Source organism: Nonomuraea sp. B208 (genome assembly GCF_057536035.1).
Map to the genome: position 1 here is coordinate 61,293 of NZ_BAAJOU010000030.1, position 22,699 is coordinate 83,991.

The window sequence follows — 22,699 nt, forward strand, 5'->3', positions numbered from 1 at the left end:
GCTCAGACTTCCCACGTATGCACGGGCTCATTCGTATGCATACGCCCGATGTAGTCCAAGGTCATCGCCCGCAGCGCCTCGTGCCGGTCGCCGCCCTCCGCACGCACCCGGCGTACCTGCCAGTCGGCTCCCGTGACGCCGCTCAGGCAGCGTTCCTCGATGATGTCGAGCAGCCGGTCGGCGACCGGGCGGTCCACGCCCCACAGGGCCAGCCCCTCGTGCGCGGCCGGCAGCAGCCGGCGCAGGATCAGCTCCGACGCGGGCACCTCGCCGAGTCCCGGCCAGTAGAGCCGCGCGTCGAGGCCGTGCCGGGCGGCGGCGGCCAGGTTGTCCTCGGCGGTCCTGAAGGACATCCGGCTCCAGATCGGCCGCTCGTCGTACGGCAGCACGCGCATCAGCCCGTAGTAGAAGGCGGCGTTGGCGGCCACGTCCGCGACGGTGGGCCCGGCGGGCAGGACGCGGTTCTCCACCCGCAGGTGGGGCAGGCCGTCCACGACCGCGTACACGGGCCGGTTCCAGCGGTAGACCGTGCCGTTGTGCAGGGTCAGCTCGTGCAGCTGGGGGATGCGGCCCTGCTCCAGCTCGGCGCGCGGGTCCTCGTCCGCGCAGAGGGGGAGCAGCGCGGGGTAATAGGTGACGTTCTCCTCGAACAGGTCGAAGACGCTGGTGATCCACCGCTCGCCGAACCACACGCGCGGCCGTACGCCCTGCGCCTTCAGCTCGGTCGGCCGGGTGTCCGTGGCCTGCTCGAACAGCGCGATCCTGGTCTCGTGGTGCAGCTCCTTGCCGAACAGGTACGGCGAGTTGGCCGCGACGGCGACCTGCGCGCCCGCGATCGCCTGGGCCGCGTTCCAGTGCGCGGCGAACGACTCGGGGCTGACCTGCAGATGGAGCTGGACACTGGTGCAGGCGGCCTCCGGCGTGATGCTGTCGGCGCGGGTGTCGAGGCGTTCGGTGCCCTCGATGCACAGGTGCAGGTCCTCGCCGCGGGCGGCGAAGATCTGCTCGTTGAGCAGCCGGTAGCGGGGGTTGGCCGACAGCGAGCCCTCCTCGACGTCCCGCTCGCGCAGGGTGGGGAGGATGCCGACCAGCATCAGGTGGCCGCCGAGGGAACGGGCGCGCTCCTCGGCGTGGTTCAGCCGGGCGCGTACGTCGTCCTCCAGCCGCCGCGGCCCGTCGCCGCCCAGCTCCTGCGGCTCGACGTTGATCTCGATGTTGAACTGGCCCAGCTCGGTCGCCCAGTCCGGGCGCGCGATGGCGGCCAGCACCTCGGCGTTGCACATGGCGGCCTCGCCGCGTGCGTCCACGAGGTTGAGCTCGATCTCCAGGCCCGCGAGCGGGCGTTCGAGCTCGAACCTGGACTCGCGCAACATCTGGGCGAAGACGTCGAGGCACTGGCGTACCTTCTCGCGGTACTTCCTGCGGTCCTCACGGCTGAACACGACGACCGGCACGTCCCTGCCCATATCATGCAATGTCGCATGCCGAGCGCCACATGAACAGGCGGGACGCGCCGATCGACGGGAAAGCTCAGTACGCGTACACGTCGAAGGCGCTCTGCGGGATCTCCTCCGGCACGCCGGCGCCCTCTTCGAGGTCCTTGACGTCCACCCACGCGCTCTCGGCCGGAGCCTTGACGCTCACGCGGGAGCCCCAGCCGGTGTAGCGGGTCTCGGTGACGCCGACGGTCTTGCCGAGCACGCCGAAGTCGAGCGTCCAGGAGGTCCGCAGCAGGGTGACCAGCCCCTTGCCGTTGACGCCGAGCGCGTACGACACCTTGATCTTGCTGACCGGTCCGGTCAGCTTGCTCCCGTACGCCTTGGCGATGTCCTTGTAGGAGATCTCGCCCTTGTACGTGCCGCCCTTGTTGCTCTTCGCCTTCGTCAGCAGCAGCCTCAGCACCTTCGGCTCGAAGACGTCGACAGGCTGGTTCATGGTGGCGCCGGCGGGCGAGTCGGAATAACGCACCCACTTCTTGCCTTCGGGCAGATCCTTTCCGTAGATGCCGCCCTGCACGTACGTGTGACCGCCCACGCTGATCAGCCGGTCGGGGCTGAAGGACGTGCTGCGGCGGTTCTTGGTGGAAACGTCGACGGCGACGACGCCGCTCTTGCCGAACGCGAGCCGGCCGCTCGACTTCTCATTGGCCATGGTCTTTCCGTTGACCTTGGTGCTGGCCGTCTCGGTGAAACGCACGCCGTGACCGGGCACGTACTGCTTGCGCAGCGCCTTGACCGGGTCGATCGGCGCGGCCTGGGCGGCGGGCGCCGCGATCACGAGTGTCGCGGCGCAGGCCGCCGTCAGGCCCGCGAGAAATCGCTTCATGGGATTCCCTTGATTCGGTTATTGAGGGGTCCGGGAATCCTGTCAATCGAAGATCACGAGCATATCTCGACGTCCGCGTACGGCGGTGCCGATTCGGTGCGCAATTCGTGCAGGCGGTCTCCCTCGGGAAGTGAGATGACCGTCACACAAGGGGAGAACCGCGACCCGATGACCTGGGCAGGGCGCGCTTCGGGCTAGGCTTCACTGGCGGAAACGCCCGGCACGCACGGGGTTGCCCGGGCCGTCGAACATCAGTCGGATAAGCAAGGACGGACCCTCGTGGACCTGTTCGAACATCAGGCGAAGGAGCTCTTCGCTGACTACGGCATCCCGGTGCCGCGCGGCATCGTCGCCAACACCGTGGAGGAGGTGCGGGCGGCGGCCGAGGAGCTGACCGGCCGCGTCGTTGTCAAGGCCCAGGTCAAGACGGGTGGCCGGGGCAAGGCCGGCGGTGTGAAGGTGGCCGACGACGCCGCCGACGCCGTCGGGAAGGCCACCGCCATCCTCGGCATGGACATCAAGGGCCACACGGTCCACAAGGTGCTCGTGGAGGAGGCCAGCGCGATCGCGGAGGAGTACTACTTCTCCTTCCTGCTCGACCGCGCCAACCGCACCTTCCTCGCGATCTGCTCCGCCGCCGGCGGCATGGACATCGAAGAGGTCGCCCACAACACCCCGGAGAAGGTCGCCAAGGTGCCGGTCTCGGCGCTGGACGGCGTCGACCGGGCCAAGGCCCGCGAGATCGCGCAGGCCGGCGGCCTGCCGGAGCGGGCGCTCGACGGCGCCGCCGAGCTCATCGAGAAGCTCTGGAACTGCTTCGTCGACGAGGACGCCACGCTCGTCGAGGTCAACCCCATGATCCTGGCCGCCGACGGCCAGGTGAAGGCGCTCGACGGCAAGGTCACGCTCGACGACAACGCCGCCTTCCGCCAGTCCGACCACGAGGCCCTGGCCGACAAGGCGGCCGAGGACCCGCTGGAGGCGCGGGCCAAGGAGAAGGACCTCAACTACGTCAAGCTCGACGGCGACGTGGGCATCATCGGCAACGGCGCGGGCCTGGTCATGTCGACCCTCGACGTCGTCGCCTACGCGGGCGAGGCGTTCCCCGGCAAGCCCTCCCCGGCCAACTTCCTCGACATCGGCGGCGGCGCCTCGGCCGAGGTCATGGCGGCCGGCCTGGAGATCATCCTCTCCGACCCCGACGTCAAGTCGATCTTCGTGAACGTCTTCGGCGGCATCACCGCCTGCGACGCCGTCGCCAACGGCATCGTCGCGGCGTTCAAGCTGCTGGAGAGCCGTGGCGAGGCCGTGACCCACCCCCTGGTGGTCCGCCTCGACGGCAACAACGCCCAGCTCGGGCGGCAGATTCTGGCCGACGCCGCGCTCCCGCGGGTCGAGCTGGTGGACACGATGGACGAAGCGGCCAAGCGTGCCGCCGAGCTCGCTGCGGTAGGTGCGTGACTTATGGCCATCTGGTTGACGGAGAACAGCAAGATCATCGTCCAGGGCATGACCGGCGGTGAGGGCACCAAGCACACCCGCCGCATGCTCGCCTCGGGCGCCAAGGTCGTGGGCGGCGTCAACGCCCGCAAGGCCGGCATCACCCACGAGGGCCTGCCGGTGTTCGGCACGGTCAAGGAGGCCATGGAGCAGACCGGCGCCGACGTGTCGGTCGTCTTCGTGCCGCCGGCCCACGCCAAGGCCGCCGTCAAGGAGGCCGTCGACGCCGAGATCCCGCTCTGCGTGGTCATCACCGAGGGCATCCCGGTGCACGACTCCACCGAGTTCTGGGCCTACGCCGTCGCTAAGGGCAACAAGACCCGCGTCATCGGCCCCAACTGCCCCGGCATCGCCTCCCCCGGAGCCTCCAACGCGGGCATCATCCCGGCCGACATCACCACCGCCGGCCGCATCGGACTGGTCTCCAAGTCCGGCACCCTCACCTACCAGCTCATGTACGAGCTGCGTGACATCGGCTTCTCCACCTGCGTCGGCATCGGCGGCGACCCCGTCATCGGCACCACGCACATCGACGCGCTCCAGGCGTTCCAGGACGACCCTGACACCGACGCCATCGTGATGATCGGTGAGATCGGCGGCGACGCCGAGGAGCGGGCCGCGGCCTACATCGAGCAGCACGTCACCAAGCCCGTCGTCGCCTACGTGGCCGGTTTCACCGCGCCCGAGGGCAAGACCATGGGCCACGCCGGCGCCATCGTGTCCGGCTCGGCCGGCACGGCCCAGGCCAAGAAGGAGGCCCTGGAGAAGGTCGGCGTCCGCGTCGGCAAGACCCCCTCCGAGACGGCCCGCCTCATGCGCGAGGTCATGCAGTCCCGCTGAGTCAGGTGGCCGCGCTGACCTTCTCGCGCCGGCGGCACGGAGGCCGTGTCGCCGGCGCGGGTCACGGGTGCTTTGAGGTAAATGCCGATCGGCGGCGCGTCAACCAAGCTTTGGTTGGGAAAGATTGAGAAAATCGCCTACTGTGACGGCGATTCTCGACCAGCTGCGGACTGCCCCCCGCTCGGTCCTCGGCAAGCTCCCCGGGGTCTCCGGCGACGACGACGAGACCCGCAGGCCGCTGCCGGTCTCGGGCATGCTGGCCGCCGCCTGCACGCTGGGGGTCGGCCTGGCCGCCCTCACCACGCTCACCCTGGTCGGCTGGATCGCCGCCCCGCGTGGCGCGCTGGGCGCGGGCCTGCCGGGCGTCTTCCGTACGGCGGCGCAGCTCTGGCTGGCCGCCCACCACGCTGGGTTCGCCATCCCCGGAGGCCGGGTCGGGCTGCTGCCGCTCGGCCTCACCATCCTGCCCGCCATGCTCCTCTACCGGGCGGGCCGGTGGATGGCCCGCGACGCCGACCTGCGGCTGCGCCTGCCCGCCCGGCTGCCCAAGAACAGCCCCCGCGAGCAGGCCAGGGCCCGCCGCCGCGCGCAGCTCGTGCTGGTGGCCCAGGCCGGGGTGTCGCTCGCGGCCCCCTACGCGCTGCTGGCCGGGCTGATCGCGCTCGTGGCGAGCAACGAGATCACCCAGCCGTTCCTCGGCGAGGTGCTGCTCAGCCACTTCGTGCTGGCGTTCCTCGCGGGGGCGCTGGCCACCGCGCGGATGATCGGGCCGTGGCGGGTCATGCTGCGGCTGCTGCCCGAGCGGGTGCGCGCGCTGACCGTCGGCACCGCGGTCGCCACCGCGCTGCTGCTGGTGGCCGGCCTGGCCCTGGTGCTGGTCGCCGTCGTGCTCAACTTCGGCCAGGTCAAGCAGCTCTCCGACGTCCTGTCGCCGGGGTTCGTGGGCGGCGTGCTGCTGGCGCTGCTCCAGCTTCTCTACCTGCCGAACGCGGTCATCTGGGCCTCGTCGTACATCTCGGGACCCGGGTTCGCGATCGGCGCCGACACCCTGGTCGCGCCCACCGGGGTGCAGCTCGGCACGGTGCCGAGCCTGCCGCTGCTGGGCGCGCTGCCGGAGAGCGGGCCGGTGCCCGCGTGGATGATGGCGGTGATCGCGCTGCCGTTCGCGGCGGGGGCGGTGGCCGGGGTGTTCGTGGCCCGGATCTCGCCGTCGCCGTCGTACGAGGCCGCGCCGCTCTGGGGGTTCCTCACCGGCGTCTCCGCGGGCGTCGTCGCGGGCGTGCTGGCGGCGCTGTCCGGCGGCCCGATCGGCGGCGGCCGGCTGGCCACCGTGGGGCCCTCGCCCTGGGAGGTGGCGCTGTCGGTCGCGCTGGAGGTCGGGGTCGCCTCCGGGATCTCCGCGGGCGTGACCAACCTGCTGCTGCTCAGCAAGCGCGCCCGCACCCCGCTGGACAAGGCCGCGGTGCCCGTGCGCAAGGCGGGGGCCGCGATCGCCAAGGCGGCCAGCAAGGTCGGCCTCGCCGAGGCCGATCCGCGCCCGCTGCCCGGTCACTGGATGGACGCCACCGAGGCCGACACCCAGGAGATCCCGGTCATCAGGGACGACTGGCAGGACGAGCACGCCACGGCCGAGGCCGAGACCCTGGCCCAGGCCAGGCCGCGCCTGCAGGAGCCGGGCCCCGAGGGGTCCCGCCCGGCCCGCAAGGACATCGTGGACGAGTCCGACGACCGGGGCGGCCACGTCATCTACGTGGACCCGTACGCCTGGGACCGCGACTGAGCGGGCTCAGGTCTGCATGGCGCCCAGGAGCTCCAGCACGTCGGGCGGCAGCTTGCGCTGGGCCGCCTCCCTGAACTGCGCGAAGCACTCGCCCTGGGACGAGACCGTGGTCGCGCCCTTCATGCACTCCTGGTAGGCGGAGTATTCGTTCATGAGGTAGAGCTGCATGCCCGTGGCCAGGGCCGACAGCACCAGCGCTATGGAGGACACGGTGATCCCGCCGACGGCCGCCCCCGTGGGTCTGCCCGCCCCCCTGAGCAGTGGCAGCGCCCGCAGGCCCGCCACGAGCGCGAACAACGCCATGACCAGACCGGCCAGCGGCAACATGAACGTCATGGCGAGCGCCGCGATCGCCAACCAGATCGCGCGGCGTCCCGCCGACTCGGCGGGCTGCTGGCCTGCCGGTGCCTGCACCGGTGTCGACACCTGACCTCCTCTGCGTCGCCGGACCAGGAACAGATACCCTGGCAGCCCCACCCTGTTTCCTCATTGGAGTGTGCGTGTCAAAGGCTGGGCGGCTCGTCGTCCTCGTCTCCGGCTCTGGAACCAACCTACAGGCCCTTCTGGACGCTTCCGCCGACCCGGCGTACGGTGCTCGCGTGGTAGCGGTCGGTGCCGACAGGGAGGGAATCGAAGGGCTGGCCAGGGCTACCAGGGCACAAGTCCCGACTTTTGTTGAAAAACTAGGCGATCATCCGACGCGTGCGGACTGGGACGCGGCCATCGCGGCCAGGATCGCCGCGTACGAGCCCGACCTGGTCGTGTCGGCGGGCTTCATGAAGATCCTGGGCGCGCCCACGCTCCAGGCTTTTCCCGTGCTCAACACGCATCCGGCGCTGCTGCCGTCGTTCCCCGGGGCCCACGGCGTGCGTGACGCGCTGGCCCACGGGGTCAAGGTCACCGGCTGCACGGTCATGCTGGCTGACGAGGGGATCGACACCGGCCCCATCGTCGCCCAGGAGGCGGTGCCCGTGCTTCCGGACGACGACGAGGCGGTCCTGCACGAGCGCATCAAGACCGTCGAGCGCCGCCTGCTCGTCGAGATCGTCGGCCGCATGGCCCGCGAGGGCTGGACGGTCAGCGGACGCACCGTCCGCATCGGCAACCAATCAGGAGGGGAATCCACGTGACTCGCATCGCCATCCGGCGCGCGCTGATCGCCGTCTACGACAAGTCCGGCCTCGAGGAACTGGCCAGGGCCCTCGACGGCGCCGGAGTGGAGATCGTCTCGACCGGTGGCACGGCCGCCGCGATCGCGTCGTACGGGATCCCGGTGACCAAGGTCGAGCAGCTGACCGGGTTCCCCGAGTGCCTGGACGGGCGGGTCAAGACCCTGCACCCGCGCGTGCACGCCGGGCTGCTGGCCGACATGACCAAGCCCAACCACATCGCCCAGCTCGAAGAGCTGGAGATCGACCCGTTCCAGCTCGTCGTGGTCAACCTCTACCCGTTCCAGCAGACGGTGGCCTCCGGCGCGGCCGACGAGGAGTGCGTCGAGCAGATCGACATCGGCGGGCCCGCGATGATCCGCGGCGCGGCCAAGAACCACAGCACCTGCGCCGTCGTGGTCGATCCCGGCGCCTACGGCGAGGTGTTCAAGGCGCTGGGCGAGGGCGGCTTCACGCTGACCGAGCGGCGGCGGCTGGCCGGCATCGCGTACGCGCACACGGCCTCCTACGACGTGGCCGTGGCCAACTGGTTCGGGCAGACGTACGGCGGGGAGGAGTTCCCGGTCTTCGCCGGGGTCGCGTACGAGCGCAAGGCCACCCTCCGCTACGGCGAGAACCCGCACCAGAGCGCCGCGCTCTACAGCGGCGGCACGGGCGGCCTCGCGGGCGCCGAGCAGTTGCACGGCAAGGAGATGTCCTACAACAACTACCTCGACTCCGACGCCGCCTGGCGGGCGGCCTGGGACTTCTCCGACCCGTGCGTGGCCATCATCAAGCACCAGAACCCGTGCGGCATCGCCGTCGGGGCCGACGTCGCCGAGGCGCACCGCAAGGCGCACGCCTGCGACCCGGTGTCGGCGTACGGCGGCGTGATCGCCGTCAACCGGCCGGTCACCGTCGAGCTGGCCCGCCAGATCGCCGAGGTGTTCACCGAGGTCGTCATCGCGCCCGCGTACGACGCCGAGGCCCTCGACGTGCTGCGCGAGAAAAAGAACCTGCGCCTGCTGGCCTGCCCGGAGGGCCCGTCCGCGCCGACCGAGTTCCGCCGCGTGGACGGCGGCCTGCTCGTGCAGACGGTGGACCGGGTGGACGCGCCCGGCGACGCGACCGACCGGTGGGAGCTCAAGGCCGGCGCGCCGGCCTCGCCCGAGGTGCTGGCCGACCTGGAGTTCGCCTGGCGGGCCTGCCGCTCGGTGAAGTCCAACGCCATCCTGCTGGCCGACGACGGGGCCACCGTGGGCGTGGGCATGGGCCAGGTCAACCGCGTCGACTCCTGCCGTCTCGCCGTCACCCGCGCGGGCGAGCGCGCGAGCGGCTCGGTGGCCGCCTCCGACGCCTTCTTCCCGTTCCCCGACGGGCTGGAGGTGCTGGCCGAGGCCGGGGTGAAGGCCATCGTCGAGCCTGGCGGCTCGATCCGCGACGACCAGGTCATCGAGGCCGCCGAGAAGGCCGGCATCACCCTCTACTTCACCGGCGCCCGGCACTTCTTCCACTGATCGTCCCCGAAAGGGCGACATGATCCACTAAAGGGCGGCATGAGGAGATCATGCCGCCCTTTGGCAATTTCCGGGGCAAGCATTGGTCATGACCGGTTAGCCTGAAACCCGCTCATCTACCCATCGAGTCTCCGGAGTAACCCTTGCTCGACACGATGCTGCAGGCCTTCGTCACTCTGAACGGCGTGGCGACCAGCCCCTTCGTCCTGCTGGTCGTCGCCTTCGCCGGCGCCTATCTCGGCATGCGTGTCGTGGAGATCGTGCCCTTCACCCGCCGCATCATCGAACGCCGCGAGGCCCGCTTCGCCAACCGCGACTGACCCGCCCGTATTCCTGCGGCCTCTGAGCCGCAACGGCGGTCAGGCGGCACCGGTGTCCAGAATCAGGCGCCGGGCTACGCGTCCCTCATCTCGCTGCCGGCCGCTTCGCGACGGCGCCGTCCGTGGGTGTTCGTCGTTCAGGCATGGGTCTGCCAGGCCAGGTTCGCGGCGCCGGCCAGTGAGGCGCGGACGCCGAGCGTGCTCTGCCTGACCTGCACCGCCCGGACGAAGGCGAGCCCCGCCACGTCGTCGAGCGCCCGCTCCAACGGCTCGAACAGCACCTTCCCCGCCGCCGACACGCCCCCTCCGACGACCACGGTGCTGACCTCGACCGCCGCCGCCGTGGACGCGATCATCCCGGCCAGCGCCCGGGCCCCGCGCTCGAACGCGGCCACCGCCACAGGCTCCCCGGCGACCGCGGCCTCGGCGAGCAGCCGACCGTCCGCCTTCGCCGGGTCGTCCTCGGGGGTCCAGCCGTTGGCAAGGGCCCAGCGGACGAGGTTGGGGCCGCTGGCATAGTGCTCGACGCAGCCGCGCCCGCCGCACGTGCAGCGCTCGCCCCACGGATCGATGCTCATATGACCGACATGTCCGGCGTTCCCGGTGGGACCGAGGAGCGGAGCGCCGTCGATCACCAGGCCTCCGCCGATCCCCGTCGACACGACGATCCCGAGCAGCGAGCCGCTGCCCCGGCCCGCGCCGAGCCAGTGCTCGCCGAGCACGAAGCACTGCGCGTCGCCCGCCAGCACCGTGGGCAGGCCCGTCACCTTCCGTACCTCGTCGCGCAGCGGGAACCCGCGCCAGCTCGGCATGTTGACCGGGCTCACGGCGCCGGTGGCGAGGTCCAGCGGCCCGGCGCACCCGATCCCGACGGCGACCGCCGGCGGCCCGTCGCCGGTCACCTCCTCGATCAGCGCCGTCAAGGCGGTCATGACGTCCGTACGCGGCGTGGGCCGGGTGCCGGAACGCAACGCGGACCCTTCCTCGTCCACCAGCGCGGCGGCGAGCTTGGTCCCTCCGATGTCGATCGCGAGTACGTAGGGCATCAGTGTTTGTGGTGGTTGTCGGGCTGGCGAGGATCGCCAGGGTGTTCCAGTCCGGGCACCAGCGCGACCTTCTCGGCACGCGTCCGGTCGAGCCACCGGGCGAAGGTTCTCCGGCGGGCGGCCTGCAGAAGATCGGAGTAAGCGGCCTCTGGTGAACGTGGCCGCTGCTGTGGCTGTGGCAATTCTGGCATCGGCGGGATCGCTTCTCCTTCATCCGGCGGTCGTGTCGGAGACGGTGGTGGTGCCGGGGGGTCCGGCGTGACGAGGGCTACGTGCCAGCCCAACCCGTCCTGGACCGGGCCGACCAGAGCGCCGTACGGGTGGCGGGTGATGGCCTCGGCGAGGGCGGCCGGCAGCGAGGCCAAGTCCACCTGGCCGAGTGACTCCAGGTCGTCCGCGGTGGCGCGCTCTGCGGCGGCGCGGTCCGAGAACAGGCGATGGCGTACGTGGTGGGCGCCGGCGCTCGGGCGGGACGGCCGGGGCCGCCACTCGGCGGGCACCGCGGTGGCCGTGGTGACATGCTCGAACACGGCCCGCACCCAAGGGTTGCCGTTGTAGGCGGCGGCGTTGATCGAGCCCAGTTCGACGGCCGCCAGACGGTCCAGCGGCGGGCCTTCGAGGGGAGCCAGCCCTTCGGCTCTGGCGATGGTCTCGCACAGGACCTCGGTCAGGACGACCTGGGTCAACCACCTGGCCAGTTGGCGGGCCTCGGCGGTGCCGGGCGAGGGAAGGGCGGCCTGGAGCGGGCCGTGCCGGAGGTCGGCGATGCGGCGGTCGAGAAGCTCACGCGGGACCGGACGACCGCCGACCCAGCCCATCACCTGACCGACACCGGGCGCGGTGGCCGCTCCCGTGGCGGGAGGACGGGGATCACCGGCCGTGGGGGTGGCGAGCGGCCGGGCGTGAGGGTGGGAGGTCATCGGGTCACCTCCAGGCGGATGGCCGGGGTGTACTGGCAGCGGCCGTACCACATGACCTTGGCCAGGGCCCAGGCGTGGCCGGCCGGCGCGTCCACGGGGACCCGGACAGGGAACGACACCTCGGCAGTCTCGCCGGCCCCCACGGCGAACCCCCGGATGACCTCCGGGAGCAGGGACCAGGTGCCCCAGGGGGAGGCGAGCTGCGCCTCGCCGCGAATCTCGTCGGCGGTGGAGTTGCACAGCCGGAGCGTGAGGGCGGCGCGGTCGCCGGGGCGCAGACTGAGGGCGTCGGCGGCCGGGGTGACGGACAGGCCGGTGGGCCGGGCATCGTCGGCGGTGGTGCCCCCGAGGGCGTCGCCCGTGGACGGCGGCGGGCCGGGAACGGGCAGCTCGGGGAGGTCGTCGCCGACGGCGACGGTGGCGACGTCCTCGATGAGCTGACCGCCCACGGTGGTGCGGGCGGAGACGAAGTGCAGGCCCGTGGCGGGGGAGGGGGGCGGGGTCACGGTCACCGGGAAGCGAAGGTGGCCGCCGGGAGGAAGGCGGAAGGGACGCCGGGACGGGGTGACGGCCCAGCCGGCGGGAACACGGAGGTCCACCACGCCCTCGTGGCTGTCGGCGGTGAGCTGGGAGGACAGGACCACCTCCACCTCGAACGGCTCGCTCGTGGCGGGGACGAGACCCGGCGTGACGGACACGGCGATCGGCAGGTAGCCGAGCGGGGCCGGACCCTTGTTGTGCAGCCAGTAGCGGCTGTAGACGGGCTGGGCGCGTTCGGCCGTGGCGCCGAGGTCGGGTGCTTCGGGGGGTGGGGGTGGAGCGGGGGTCAGGTAGGTGGCGACCTCGAAGCCGGTCAGGGCGAGGTCGCGTACGGGGCTTCCGGCGTCCTCGCGAGTTTCCGGGCGTTCGAGCAGGTCGGCGGGGGTGAGGGTGTCGAGGGGAAGGACCGGGGAGCTGAGCGTGACCTGGCTCCCGAGGCCGGTGGACTCGATCAGACGGAGAGTGACACCGCCCCCAGAGGCGGAGCCGGAGCCGGAGGTGCTGGTGGGGGCGGTGGTTGAGGGGAGGGGTGGGTCGGGGAGGTGGCCGTGGGCGTGGGGGTTGCCGGTGGACTTCAGGGTGCTCAGCAGGACGTCGCGCGGCGGGGTGACGGTCAGAAGGGAGTGGGCCGGGGGGAGGGGGCCGTCCTGGGGGCCCAGGACGCGGGGGAGCAGCGGGGTGATGTGCTCCTGCCCCCGTGCGGGCAGGTGCAGGGCGCGCCAGTCGCCCTCGCCCGCCACCAGCGAGTACGCGAACTCATGCGTCCAATGCTGAAGCTGGAACCCGGAGCCGTCCGGCGCCGTACGGCGCGGCGGATCGAGCCAGATGCCCGACGGCCACCCCGTGCACGACCGCATCAGCGACAGGTGCAGCGCCCCCGAGGGATCGACGGCGAAGCCGGGCAGGCCGTAGGTGAGGAGCGCGACCGTGCGTGCGTCGAGGCGTTCGCGGCCCAGCGGGCACAGGGCCTCGATCGTGGCGTCGGCGAGATCGGCCACCAGGTCCTCGACCGGGCCGGCGACGATCAGGGCGGGCAGGGCACGCAGGTCGCGCAGGTCGGCGCTGGGCTGCCAGACCTCGGCGAGCGGCCGTTCTGCCGGGACCCAGACCCGGGGCACGCCGGACTTGAGCGCGTCGAGATAGGCAGGGTCGGCGCGGTCCAGCAGCTCGGCGGCCACCGGATTGGTGTCGGGACCGCCGAGGACGATGCGTACGTCCGGCAGGTTGGAGTCGACGTCGAGCCAGCCGTAGCGGGTGCCGGGCGCGGTGGACGTGGTCGCCGTCACGCCCGCCCGCGCCAGTGCCACCACCAGGTCGCGGGCCGCCGGGGCGTCGGCGGCGTCGGGCACCACGACCTCGGCCACGCCCAGCGCCCGCGCCCCCGCCTCGCCGAGATCGACCTTCGCCGTGGCGGACAGGCCGAACCAGGTGTTGGCCGGGTTGTCGAGCGTCCACGGGTGCTCGGCCGTGTCGACGTCGGGCAGCGCGAACCCACGGCCCACCACCGCCCCCGCCACGTCGGACACCGGCAGCGCACCTTCGACGAAGGCCGGGAAACGCACCCGCAGCAGGCGGTCGGCGCCCGTGTGGTCGAGTACGCGGGTGGTGAAGTCGATGCGGTTGGAGCCGGTCAGCAGGGTGACGACCTGCTCGTAGGCGATCTCGCCGACCTGGCCGGTGACGGTGAGGCGGCTGCCGAGCGGGCTCTGCTCGGCGCGTACGCTCCGCGCGGCGGCCTCACCGGACCCGGTGACCGCGCCCGTGGGGATGAGATGCCACGGACCTTCCCCCATATCCGGATGAGTCGGATATTCGCAGTAGAGGCGCAGCTCGTTCCCGAGCCCGGTGAGCAGCTCGCGCCCGGTGGACAGGTCGACGACCGAGGCCAGCGCGCCGCCCCTGGCCGGGTCGGCGCTCACCCGCCAGCGTTCGTTCGCGATGGTGGCGCCGTCGAGCGGACGCCAGGCCGGCGGCGAGCCCTCGACCACCTGGTACGTCCGCCAGCCCAGCGACGGCACGTCCCGCGCCAGGAAGGTCAGCATGCCGTCCTCGGCGACCGCCGGCACCTCCTCCGGGGACGGGCCGGCCACGGTGTGCCCCGGCGGCAGTGGCACGCGGACCAGGCCGTCGCGGGCGAACGACAGCGTGTTGGTCACCACCACGCCCGGCCCGGTCAGCCCGACCTGCCCGGTGAGCGCGTCGAGCGCGTTGTCCCTGGCCGCGCCCGCCAGGTCATAGGCCTCCCGCCACCCCGTCAGCAGGTCGATGTAGACCTGGTCCGACTCGGACCCGGTGATCGCGTCGTGGTGCGCGCCGTAGGAGAGCTGCCGCCACACCTTGTCGAGCGCGGTGTGCGGGTAGCGGCCGAGACCGAGCGCCGCCGCGAACGCCGACAGCCGCTCGGCGTCCAGCGCGGCCACCTCGGCGGCGCGCTGGGCCTGCTTGGTGTCGATGTAGGAGACGTCCTTGCCGGTGTAGACCGGGTTCATGTCGCGGGTCTGGGGGCTGTGTCGCGGCAGCTCGGCGCGTACGGCGTCCAGGAAGTCGCGCGGCGTGGCGCAGACGAACCGGGGCCACACGTAGCGGGCCGCCCAGGCGCGGTGGATGTCGGTGACCCACTTGTTGGGCGGGGTGTAGTCGGTGCCGACCGGCAGCAGGACGTGCCTGGTCGCGGCCACCGGCTTGAGCGAGCGATAGAGGTCGTAGACCGCCTGGCAGGCGTCCTCCAGGGTGGGCGCGGAGTCCATCCACCAGCCCGCCGAGTAGTGGGCGGGCATGTAGTGGGTGAGCACGCCCCGCCCGGACGGCGAGATCCACTCGAACTCGCTAGGGAACTGCATGAGGGCCGCGTCCTTCTTGGCCTCGCGGAAGTTCTTGCTGATCGGGCCCCACTGGTGGAACGGTCCGCGCGCCCACGCGCTCCCGGTGAGCCCGGCCGCCGCGAGGTAGCCGGGGAACTGCGGATCGTGCCCGAACACGTCGAGCTGCCAGGCCGTACGCGGATCGCCGCCGAGGATGTCACGCTGGTAGCCGATGCCGTGGACGAGGTTGCGGATCGTGGTCTCGGCGCCGGTGAGGTTGGTGTTGGGCTCGTTGTAGGTGCCGCCCACCAGCTCGGCCCGGCCCTCGGCCATGAGGGCGCGCAGGTCGGCGCGGCGCTCGGGGCAGGTGTCGAAGAACGGCTTGAGATAGTCGACCTCGGCCAGCACGAAACGGTAGTCGGGGTCGCGCAGCGCCAGCTCGATGTGCGCCTCGACCAGCGCGAACGCGTTGCGTTCCCACAGCGGCCTGGTGGTGGCGTCGGCCGAGAGCAGCTCCCACGGGCTGGTGTAGGCGGCCTGGGTGTTCCACCACACGGGGTCGTAGTGGAAGTGGGAGATCAGGTGCATGGTCCAGCCGGGCTCCTCGGCCGTGACCGTGACCTCCAGGGACTCCTCGCCGTCGAGGGTCAGCAGGCAGGGCACCGCCGTGCCGGGCGGCACGGCGACCTCCAGCGGCACCTCCAGGACGCCGGCCGCGTCGGCGGGGACGGTGATCGCTCCGTCCGCCAGGCGTACGCCGTCGCCGCGCAGCTCCAGGACGGCCTCGCGGTCGGCCCGGGAGGCGAGGGTGAGGCGCAGGACCTGGTGCGGGGCGGCCTCGGTGCCGACGAACAGGTCGGTCGGCTCGGCGGAGAGCAGGCGGCGGGAAGGCAAGGGGAACCTCCGGGGTGAAGCGCGGACCTCCGGGTGGAAGGTGGAAGAGCATGCCGGCGCCCGTAACACTAAGCCCTCGTGGTGGCCATGACAACGATGTCATACGCCGCCTGTGGACAACGCCGACCCCGCTCCCGCACCCTGTGGACAACGCCCGGGAAGGGGGAGCGGGTGTGCGGTGGATGGGACCCGGCATGGAAGGATTGCGGCATGAGCGCAGTGAAACTCGACGGCAAGGCCACGGCCGCAAAGATCAAGGCAGACCTCACGACCCGGGTGGCCGCGCTCAAGGAGCGCGGCATCACGCCGGGCCTCGGCACCATCCTCGTCGGCGACGACCCCGGCAGCCAGATCTACGTGGCGGGCAAGCACCGCGACTGCGCCGAGGTCGGCATCGCCTCCATCCGCGTCGACCTGCCGGCCACCGCCACCCAGGCCGAGGTCGAGTCGGCCATCGACGAGCTCAACGCCTCCCCCGAGTGCACCGGCTACATCGTCCAGCTCCCGCTGCCCAAGCACCTCGACACGATGGCCCTGCTGGAGCGGATGGACCCGGCCAAGGACGCCGACGGCCTCCACCCGGTCAACCTCGGCCGGCTCGTCCACATGGTCGACGCCCCGCTCCCGTGCACCCCGCACGGCATCGTGCTGCTCCTGCAGGAGTACGACGTGCCGATCAAGGGCGCCGAGGTCGTCGTCGTGGGCCGCGGCATCACCGTGGGCCGCTCGCTCGGCCTCCTGCTGACCCGCCGCAGCGAGAACGCCACCGTCACCCTCTGCCACACGGGCACGCAGGATCTCGCCGCGCACACCCGGATGGCCGACATCGTCGTGGCGGCGGCCGGGGTGCCCGAGCTGATCAAGGCCGACATGATCAAGCCGGGCGCGGCCGTGCTCGACGTCGGCGTCTCCCGCGTCGAGGGCAAGATCGCGGGTGACGTGTCGCCCGAGGTCGAGGAGGTCGCTGGATTCCTCACGCCCAACCCGGGCGGCGTCGGCCCGATGACCAGGGCGCTACTGCTGTCCAACGTCGTCGAGGCCGCCGAACGCCTCTGACGCCCCAGGACGGTTCAGGGCTGGAAGCCGGGGTCGACGGTCACGTCCACATCGAGCAGCAGGGGCTCCTCTCGGGCGGCCAGCGTGGGCACCACTTCCTCCAGCGCCGCCACCAGCTCGGCGTGGCCGTCCACCTTGCGCGCGGGGCAGCCGAGCGAGCGGGCCAGGGCGGCCAGGTCCACCTCGGTGAACGGCGGCCACGGGGCCTTGCCGCCTCGCTGGTCGGCCAGCCGGTCCATGATCGCGTACCTGCCGTTCGCCAGCACCAGGAACAGCGCGCCCACCCGGTAGTGGACGGCGCTCCACACAGCGTGCACGCCGTACAACGCCGAGCCGTCGCCCACGACCGCGACCACGGGCCGGTCGGGGAGCGCCATGCGCAGGCCGACCGCCGCGGGGAGGGCGAAGCCGAGGCCGCCCATGGCGGCCGACACGAACCCGAGCGGGTTCCTGGCGGGGACGAGCCGGTGCAGGTCGGGGCGGGAGGACGGGGTCTCCTCGACGAGCACGGCGTCGGCGGGCAGCCGCAGCGCCAGCTCGTGCAGCACGTGCGCGGCCCGCAACGGCCGCCCGCCGACGGGCAGAGGAGGCAGCCCGATGAGAACGACCCGCTGATCAAGATCAGTGAGGACCTGCTGGAGGGGACGCGGCCGGACGGGACGGCGTTCCCGGAGGGCCGGATGAGCGTGCGGTTCCCGGCGGGCAGCGTCGTCCGCAAGTCGGTGTTCGATAGGTGCTTCCCCGACGCGACCACCGACTCGGTGTTCCCGGCGTCGGGCGCGGCTGCGGGCGGCACCGCCCTCACCATCAGGGGCCGCAACTTCACGCCCGGCACCACCGTGACGATCGGCGGCACGGCCGCCACCGACGTGGTGGTGGTGAACGACACCCTCATCGAGTGCAAGGCCCCGGCGCACGCCGCCGGCGCGGTGGCCGTCGTAGTCATCACGGACGCGGGCGCGGCGACGAAGGCAGGCGGCTTCACCTACGCCTGAAATTGAGCCTTACGCCGCAGACACGGCCGCGCTCGTGTGATGAGCGCGGCCGTGTGGGTGAGGCGACTCTAGCTCATCCACTCGCAGTATCGCCGGAGCCCGTTGAGGGTTTCGTCAATGACGTGAGAGAGAAGGTCTCCCGATACTGATCAAGGTCATCAAAGCTGCGTGAGTACAAGACGGTCGTTTCGTGCAGGTCGTCGTAAAGGGCAGCACGTACGTCCGCGACGCCTACGAAAGACCAGATGACCGTCTCGTCGTAGACATTCTTATAGGAACTGGTCTCCTCGCGGCCCATCGCTTCAGCGGCGATACGGGCTTCCTCGACCGATGTGGCGTGGATTAACACGATGTCCTCGCTGTAGCGAGGGGGTGCGTAATTGCCTTCTACCTGTGTCGCATATACCAGGATCGCGATATGCGGGCTTTTCGGATGGTCGCTCATGCCGGACCCTACTCCTGAATGTGGCGCGCCGACCCCAACGCACGAGGTCGGCGCGCACTAGAGATCTAGGCTGTCGTGCCTAGACTACGGCTTGGCGAACCGGCCGTCGGTGAGCAGCTTCCAGGCTTTCCGGCCCTTCGTGGTTCTGTCCACCTTGATCTGGGCGAGTGTCGCACCGAGGTACTCACCGGGGAACTCGCGCAGAATCCGGCCGATTCGGCACCGTGCGATAAAGTTACGGTTTGCTCGCAATCAAGGTGTTGACATCTGCGGTGAGATCGCTTAAGGCGGCTGAGTTTATGCATGTCAATGGTCATTCAGGGAATTGGGAACTGTGAATTTTCTATTTGCCTCTGCCTGTGGCGTTGACTTCACTAGAGTGCATATAGATTTTATGTAGTTACACTGCGTGGCATCCTCTCGCTGGGACAGAAGGTGTGGATCCGGCGCGACATTAAGGGTTGACACTGGCACGCTCTCCTGGTCATTCGTCGGGAGGGGGCCCAAAGTGAGCGTGCAGCTTGAACACAAGTCGGTGGCGGTCTCGCCGATCGCCGCGGCGGCAGACGATCCCGTGGGGACGATCCGCTGCCTGGTCGCGATCACGGGCATCGAGGACAACGTCGGCGACATCATCATGCCGGGCGCGTTCTTCCCGCACGATCGCCCTGCGCAAGCCGAAGGGCATCCACTCCCACGACACCAAGGCGTGGGTGTCCCGCGCGGAGGAGTACGAGGAGTGGCTGCCGGGCGATCCGCGCCTGCCGAAGGAGACGAAGGACGGCAAGCCGTGGCCTGCGGGGGCGGGCGCGATGTTCGTGCGGGCGTTCTTCAACCTGAACGCGAAGCGCGGCCGTCAGGCGTATGAGGAGGCCGCGTTCTACTCCGAGACGAATGAGCAGGAGTGGAGCATCGGCTACTCGGTGCCGCCCGGCGGCGCCCGCAAGGACCCCAAGATCGGTGTCCGCCGCATCTACGACCTGGACTGGTTCGAGTACAGCCAGGTGCTTTTCGGCGCGGCTTCGCACACCATGACCCTGTCGGTGAAGTCCGGCATGCCCAAGACGGAGCGGAAAGCCGACCCCGCGGCCGACGAGTGGGGCGACCTGCTCGACGGCTACGACGAGCCTCCCGCCACGGCCGAGGCCGAGCAGGCGCGCAGCGTGGACGAGCTGCGGTCGATGGTGTCGCTCACCATCCCCGCCGACATCGCCCAGGCCGTCGCAGTCGAGGGCGGGCTACCGGCGGCCGAGCTGCACGTGACGCTCGCCTACCTCGGTGAGGGCTTGGACGATGCCGCACTGGCCGATGCGGCGCTGGTGGTGGAGCGGGTGGCGGCCGAGTCGGGCCCGCTGTCGGGAATCATCGGCGGCGTCGGCGTCTTCCCGGAGGGCGACGACGGCATCCCGGCGTGGGTGCCGGTGGACGTGCCCGGCCTGGCCGAGCTCCGGCAGAAGGTCGTGGCCGCGCTGGACGAGGCCGGCATCTGGTACGCGGTCGATCACGGGTTCACCCCGCACATGACGCTCACCTACCTCGCCCCGGGCGACCCGATGCCCGCGCCGGTGGAGGTCACGCCGGTCACGTTCGGGGCGCTGACGCTCGCGGTCGAGGACGACCACGAGGATTTCCCGCTCGCCGCCGGTCCGGCCGAGCCCGCGCCGGAGCCGGGGCCAGCACCCGCGCCGGAGCCTGCGGGGCCGCTGGAGAACCTGGAGACGCCGGAGGACGGCGACGGCCTGGCCGTCAAGCGCCACTCCCCCGGCCTGGAGGTCAAGGCCGGACGTGTCCTGTCCGACCGCAACCTGCGCAGGATGGCGCAGGCCCTGGACATCCTCAAGGAAATCATGCGGGAGGCCGGCGTCGAGGTCGCCGACGAGCACGACCCGGCCCGCCGTCAGGCGCCGGAGCTGCCGCCCGAGCCGATGACTCACCCCGACTCGACCGCGCCCTCAGCGCTGCCCGAGGAGGTGAAGACGCTCACCGTCGAGCAGCTGCACGCGGGCAAGGCGATTCTCGACTTCCTCGCGGAGGCGGGGTGAACGTGCTGCGGCTGGTGCCGGTGAGCTTCGCGCAGGCGTGCGCGTACGTGGACGGCGAGCACCGGCACTTACGGGCTCCGAGAGGGCACAAGTTCTCGATCGGCGCCATGGTGGACGTGATCGACCCGCGTACCGGGAAGATGAGCGAGGGCGAAAGCCTGGTCGGGGTCGTGATCGTCGGCCGTCCGGTCGCGAGGCTGCTCGACAACGGCCGGACGCTGGAGGTCACCCGGTGCGCAACGGACGGCACCCGCAACGCGTGCTCGCGGCTGTATTCGACGGCCTGGCGTGCTGGGCGGGCGATGGGCTTCACGCGGATGATCACCTACACGCGGGCCGACGAGAACGGGGCATCGCTGAAGGCCGCCGGCTGGAAGGAGATCGCGGCACGGCGGCCGCGCGGCTCGTGGAGTTGCCCGTCGAGGCCGCGCGGCGATGATGGCGTGGAGCGGATCGGGCGCACCCTGTGGGAGGCCCCAGGATCGGCCTAGCGGCCCTCGTAGTCGTCGATGGCGTCGAGGACGGGCTTGATCACGGCCGCGTTGCCGTACTTGCTGGTGGGAATCTTCCAGCGGGTCACGCCGGTCGGCGTCGACCACTCCAGGGTGCCGCCCGGCTTGGGCACGTCGAACGAGTAGTAGAGCACTTCGGGGCTGCCCGGCTGAATGTTGATCCAGGGGCCGTCCGTACGACCTACCCACGGGCTGCTCATCGCGTTGCCCGAGGTGTCGGTGTAGGCGCGGCCGCCGATCCTGATCCGCCAGCCGCTCCGCTCCGGCGTGCTGGGGATGCGCTCAGTCTTGGACAGGGCCGTCACCTTGACCGCGATGGCGACGAACCACTTCTCTCGCGGCTGGGTGAACTTCGCGTCGCTCGGCCGGTGGTAGTAGACGCCGACCGGCGTGATGCGGAGCGGGCGCCCCTTCTCCCCCTTGATGCGGATCGACTGGCCGAACTTCAGCACCTTCGGAGCCGCCGCCACGGTGGTCGCCGTGGCGTTCGCCGACGCGGGGGCGGCGGTGAGCGCGGCCGCCGCGAGTAAGCCGGCGGCGGGCAGGGCGGCGAGTCGGTGCAGGCGCATGAGGACCTCCAAGAGTCTTCGGATCGTTCCACTCACCCCGAGCTTGATCACCCTAGTGGCGCTGGGCGGCGCGACGTTAGCACCGATTCGGCCTAGCTTGCCGCCTTGATCACGGGGTGTCCCGGTGCTGACCGGGCGCGGATCGCACACAACCGCACACCGATGTCAGCCAAACCGGGGGGTAAGGCAGATGACTGCCGTCGCAGAGAATGCGCGGATCCGGGAGCTCAAGAGTCTCCTGGCCGAAGAGGGCGCCAAGATCGAGCGCATCCAGAACAGCATGAAGGACGAGACGGGCCGCGGCCACTTCGTCATGTCCAAGGAGATGCACTCCGACTACCTCAAGAGCGTCGAGCGCGCCGAGGAGATCCAGGCGTTCATCGTCACCGAGCAGAAGGCCGCGCCCCGTCCGCCCCGATGGCCGGCGCAGAACCCTCGACGACGGATGCCGCGTCAGGGGGTCCGGGGGCGGGGAGGAGGGCTGACAGGCGGGTGCACAGCGCGGCCGGCGACGCCAGGTACGCCAGGTCGGCCGCGCTTCGATGGGCCTCCGAAGGGTCGTCGGTGATGACCACGACCGTCGTCCCCGGCGCGACCAGCGGCCCCGGCACGTACGGGTACTGCCGGAACACCGGCGCCCCCACCGCCAGCACCACGTCGTACGCCCCCAGCACAGCCCGCAGCCGCGCCCGGTCGGCGGGCAGCACCCCGGCGTACTGCGGGTGGTCCTGCGGGAACCCGGCCCGCCCGCCGAACGACTCCTGAAACACCGGGCACCCCAGCCGCTCCGCCAGCGTCACCAGGGACCCCCAGTCCGCCCCCGCCCCGGACACGATCGCCGGCGCGCGCGCCCCGGACAGCAGCGTCACGAGCGGCGCGAGGTCGGCGTCGGCCACGCCGGCGGGCCGGACCACCCGCGTGGGCGCGGCGACGACGTCCTCGGCCCATTCGGCGTCCCAGTCGTCCATCGGCACCACGACCAGGGCGGGCCCGCGGCCGGTGACCGCCTCGTGGCAGGCTCGCGCGACGGCTCCGGGGACGTCCTGGGGGCGTACCGGCTGGTCCACCCGTACGGGGTAGTCGCCGGCCAGCCCGGCGAGCCGTCCGGCCAGGAACGGCTCCAGCGCCAGGTGCCGCCGGTCCTGCTGCCCGACCAGGATCACCAGCGGCGCCCGGTTGACCCGGGCGGTGGCGATGGCCCCGACGGCGTTGCCGAGCCCGGCCGTGGTGTGCAGCACGGCGAGGGCGGGGGCCTCGCGCCCGAGGGCGAAGCCGGTCGCCACGCCGACCACCGACCCCTCGTGGAGGGCGAGGACGAAGCGCAGGTCGTCGGGGAGCCCGGTCAGCAGCGACACCTCGGTGGAGCCGGGGTTGGCGAAGATCGTGGTCAGCCCGTGCCGCCTGAGCACGTCGAACGTGGCCTCCCTGACGGTGCCCACCGCGCCTCCC

The 22,699-nt window shown here is 71.3% G+C and carries 20 protein-coding genes; 10 read left to right on the forward strand and 10 right to left on the reverse strand.

Annotation, left to right across the window (positions count from 1 at the left end):
* Positions 1–2: 2 nt before the first annotated feature.
* Together AC27IY_RS41880 and AC27IY_RS41885 are read right to left on the reverse strand one after the other, a co-directional pair.
* Positions 3–1,466: a glutamate-cysteine ligase family protein gene (locus AC27IY_RS41880; protein WP_487181428.1), complete on the reverse strand. Its 1,464-nt coding sequence runs from the start codon at positions 1,464–1,466 to the stop codon at positions 3–5.
* Positions 1,467–1,530: 64 nt separating this feature from the next.
* On the reverse strand, positions 1,531–2,325 hold the full coding sequence (locus AC27IY_RS41885) for a hypothetical protein (protein ID WP_344216867.1): 795 nt from the start codon (positions 2,323–2,325) through the stop codon (positions 1,531–1,533).
* A 279-nt stretch (positions 2,326–2,604) separates the two neighbouring features.
* On the opposite strand from AC27IY_RS41885, the gene sucC reads away from it, so the two are divergent.
* The 3 genes from sucC to AC27IY_RS41900 all read left to right on the forward strand — a co-directional run bounded on the left by sucC (position 2,605) and on the right by AC27IY_RS41900 (position 6,445).
* Positions 2,605–3,786, forward strand: a complete 1,182-nt coding sequence (gene sucC / locus AC27IY_RS41890) for an ADP-forming succinate--CoA ligase subunit beta (RefSeq protein WP_364461553.1) — start codon at positions 2,605–2,607, stop codon at positions 3,784–3,786.
* 3 nt (positions 3,787–3,789) lie between these two features.
* Positions 3,790–4,665: a succinate--CoA ligase subunit alpha gene (gene sucD / locus AC27IY_RS41895; RefSeq protein WP_329585244.1), complete on the forward strand. Its 876-nt coding sequence runs from the start codon at positions 3,790–3,792 to the stop codon at positions 4,663–4,665.
* Between the two features lie 142 nt (positions 4,666–4,807).
* On the forward strand, positions 4,808–6,445 hold the full coding sequence (locus AC27IY_RS41900; RefSeq protein WP_423443187.1) for a cell division protein PerM: 1,638 nt from the start codon (positions 4,808–4,810) through the stop codon (positions 6,443–6,445).
* 6 nt (positions 6,446–6,451) lie between these two features.
* On the opposite strand, the gene AC27IY_RS41905 is transcribed toward AC27IY_RS41900, so the two are convergent.
* On the reverse strand, positions 6,452–6,871 hold the full coding sequence (locus AC27IY_RS41905) for a hypothetical protein (protein ID WP_423443189.1): 420 nt from the start codon (positions 6,869–6,871) through the stop codon (positions 6,452–6,454).
* A 74-nt stretch (positions 6,872–6,945) separates the two neighbouring features.
* Here AC27IY_RS41905 and purN point away from each other — a divergent pair, with 74 nt between their 5' ends.
* The 3 genes from purN (at position 6,946) to AC27IY_RS41920 (ending at position 9,430) form a co-directional block, all read left to right on the forward strand.
* On the forward strand, positions 6,946–7,575 hold the full coding sequence (purN, locus tag AC27IY_RS41910) for a phosphoribosylglycinamide formyltransferase (RefSeq protein WP_344216877.1): 630 nt from the start codon (positions 6,946–6,948) through the stop codon (positions 7,573–7,575).
* Positions 7,572–9,110 carry a bifunctional phosphoribosylaminoimidazolecarboxamide formyltransferase/IMP cyclohydrolase gene (gene purH / locus AC27IY_RS41915; protein WP_487181431.1) on the forward strand — a complete coding sequence of 513 codons (1,539 nt, stop codon included), beginning with the start codon at positions 7,572–7,574 and terminating at the stop codon, positions 9,108–9,110. The genes purN and purH overlap by 4 nt, the downstream gene beginning before the upstream one ends.
* A 143-nt stretch (positions 9,111–9,253) precedes the next feature.
* Positions 9,254–9,430 (forward strand): hypothetical protein, encoded by a 177-nt coding sequence (locus AC27IY_RS41920; RefSeq protein WP_423443193.1) that lies wholly within the window; start codon positions 9,254–9,256, stop codon positions 9,428–9,430.
* Between the two features lie 137 nt (positions 9,431–9,567).
* Here AC27IY_RS41920 and AC27IY_RS41925 read toward each other — a convergent pair whose 3' ends face one another.
* Genes AC27IY_RS41925 through AC27IY_RS41935 form a run of 3 tightly spaced genes read right to left on the reverse strand, consistent with a single transcriptional unit; the run spans position 9,568 to position 15,631 of the window.
* Complete coding sequence (locus AC27IY_RS41925; protein ID WP_487181433.1) at positions 9,568–10,476, reverse strand: ROK family protein; 909 nt, start codon at positions 10,474–10,476, stop codon at positions 9,568–9,570.
* Entirely contained in the window at positions 10,476–11,396 is a 921-nt protein-coding gene (locus AC27IY_RS41930) for a DUF7158 domain-containing protein (protein ID WP_487181434.1), read from the reverse strand. The genes AC27IY_RS41925 and AC27IY_RS41930 overlap by 1 nt, the downstream gene beginning before the upstream one ends.
* Positions 11,393–15,631 (reverse strand): glycoside hydrolase family 38 N-terminal domain-containing protein, encoded by a 4,239-nt coding sequence (locus AC27IY_RS41935; RefSeq protein WP_487181435.1) that lies wholly within the window; start codon positions 15,629–15,631, stop codon positions 11,393–11,395. The genes AC27IY_RS41930 and AC27IY_RS41935 overlap by 4 nt, the downstream gene beginning before the upstream one ends.
* Before the next feature lie 210 nt (positions 15,632–15,841).
* Between AC27IY_RS41935 and AC27IY_RS41940 the strand changes: the two genes are divergently transcribed.
* Positions 15,842–16,687 (forward strand): bifunctional methylenetetrahydrofolate dehydrogenase/methenyltetrahydrofolate cyclohydrolase, encoded by an 846-nt coding sequence (locus tag AC27IY_RS41940; protein WP_487181437.1) that lies wholly within the window; start codon positions 15,842–15,844, stop codon positions 16,685–16,687.
* A 14-nt stretch (positions 16,688–16,701) separates the two neighbouring features.
* On the opposite strand, the gene AC27IY_RS41945 is transcribed toward AC27IY_RS41940, so the two are convergent.
* The gene (locus tag AC27IY_RS41945) at positions 16,702–17,235 is read right to left on the reverse strand and encodes a thiamine pyrophosphate-dependent enzyme (protein WP_487181438.1); all 534 of its coding nucleotides are present in this window, start codon (positions 17,233–17,235) and stop codon (positions 16,702–16,704) included.
* Between AC27IY_RS41945 and AC27IY_RS41950 the strand changes: the two genes are divergently transcribed.
* Positions 17,227–17,682 carry an IPT/TIG domain-containing protein gene (locus AC27IY_RS41950; RefSeq protein ID WP_487181440.1) on the forward strand — a complete coding sequence of 152 codons (456 nt, stop codon included), beginning with the start codon at positions 17,227–17,229 and terminating at the stop codon, positions 17,680–17,682. The genes AC27IY_RS41945 and AC27IY_RS41950 overlap by 9 nt on opposite strands.
* A gap of 73 nt (positions 17,683–17,755) precedes the next feature.
* Here the strand turns inward: AC27IY_RS41950 and AC27IY_RS41955 are convergent, their stop codons facing one another.
* Positions 17,756–18,127 carry a DUF4288 domain-containing protein gene (locus AC27IY_RS41955; protein WP_423443210.1) on the reverse strand — a complete coding sequence of 124 codons (372 nt, stop codon included), beginning with the start codon at positions 18,125–18,127 and terminating at the stop codon, positions 17,756–17,758.
* Between the two features lie 713 nt (positions 18,128–18,840).
* On the opposite strand from AC27IY_RS41955, the gene AC27IY_RS41960 reads away from it, so the two are divergent.
* Positions 18,841–20,169, forward strand: a complete 1,329-nt coding sequence (locus AC27IY_RS41960) for a 2'-5' RNA ligase family protein (RefSeq protein WP_487181442.1) — start codon at positions 18,841–18,843, stop codon at positions 20,167–20,169.
* A complete protein-coding gene (locus AC27IY_RS41965) occupies positions 20,166–20,660 on the forward strand; it encodes an XF1762 family protein (protein ID WP_487181444.1) in 495 nt (164 codons plus the stop codon). The genes AC27IY_RS41960 and AC27IY_RS41965 overlap by 4 nt, the downstream gene beginning before the upstream one ends.
* Here AC27IY_RS41965 and AC27IY_RS41970 read toward each other — a convergent pair.
* Positions 20,657–21,250, reverse strand: a complete 594-nt coding sequence (locus tag AC27IY_RS41970; protein WP_423443220.1) for a hypothetical protein — start codon at positions 21,248–21,250, stop codon at positions 20,657–20,659. The genes AC27IY_RS41965 and AC27IY_RS41970 overlap by 4 nt on opposite strands.
* A 383-nt stretch (positions 21,251–21,633) precedes the next feature.
* On the reverse strand, positions 21,634–22,689 hold the full coding sequence (locus AC27IY_RS41975; protein WP_487181446.1) for a thiamine pyrophosphate-binding protein: 1,056 nt from the start codon (positions 22,687–22,689) through the stop codon (positions 21,634–21,636).
* Between the last annotated feature and the right edge of the window lie 10 nt (positions 22,690–22,699).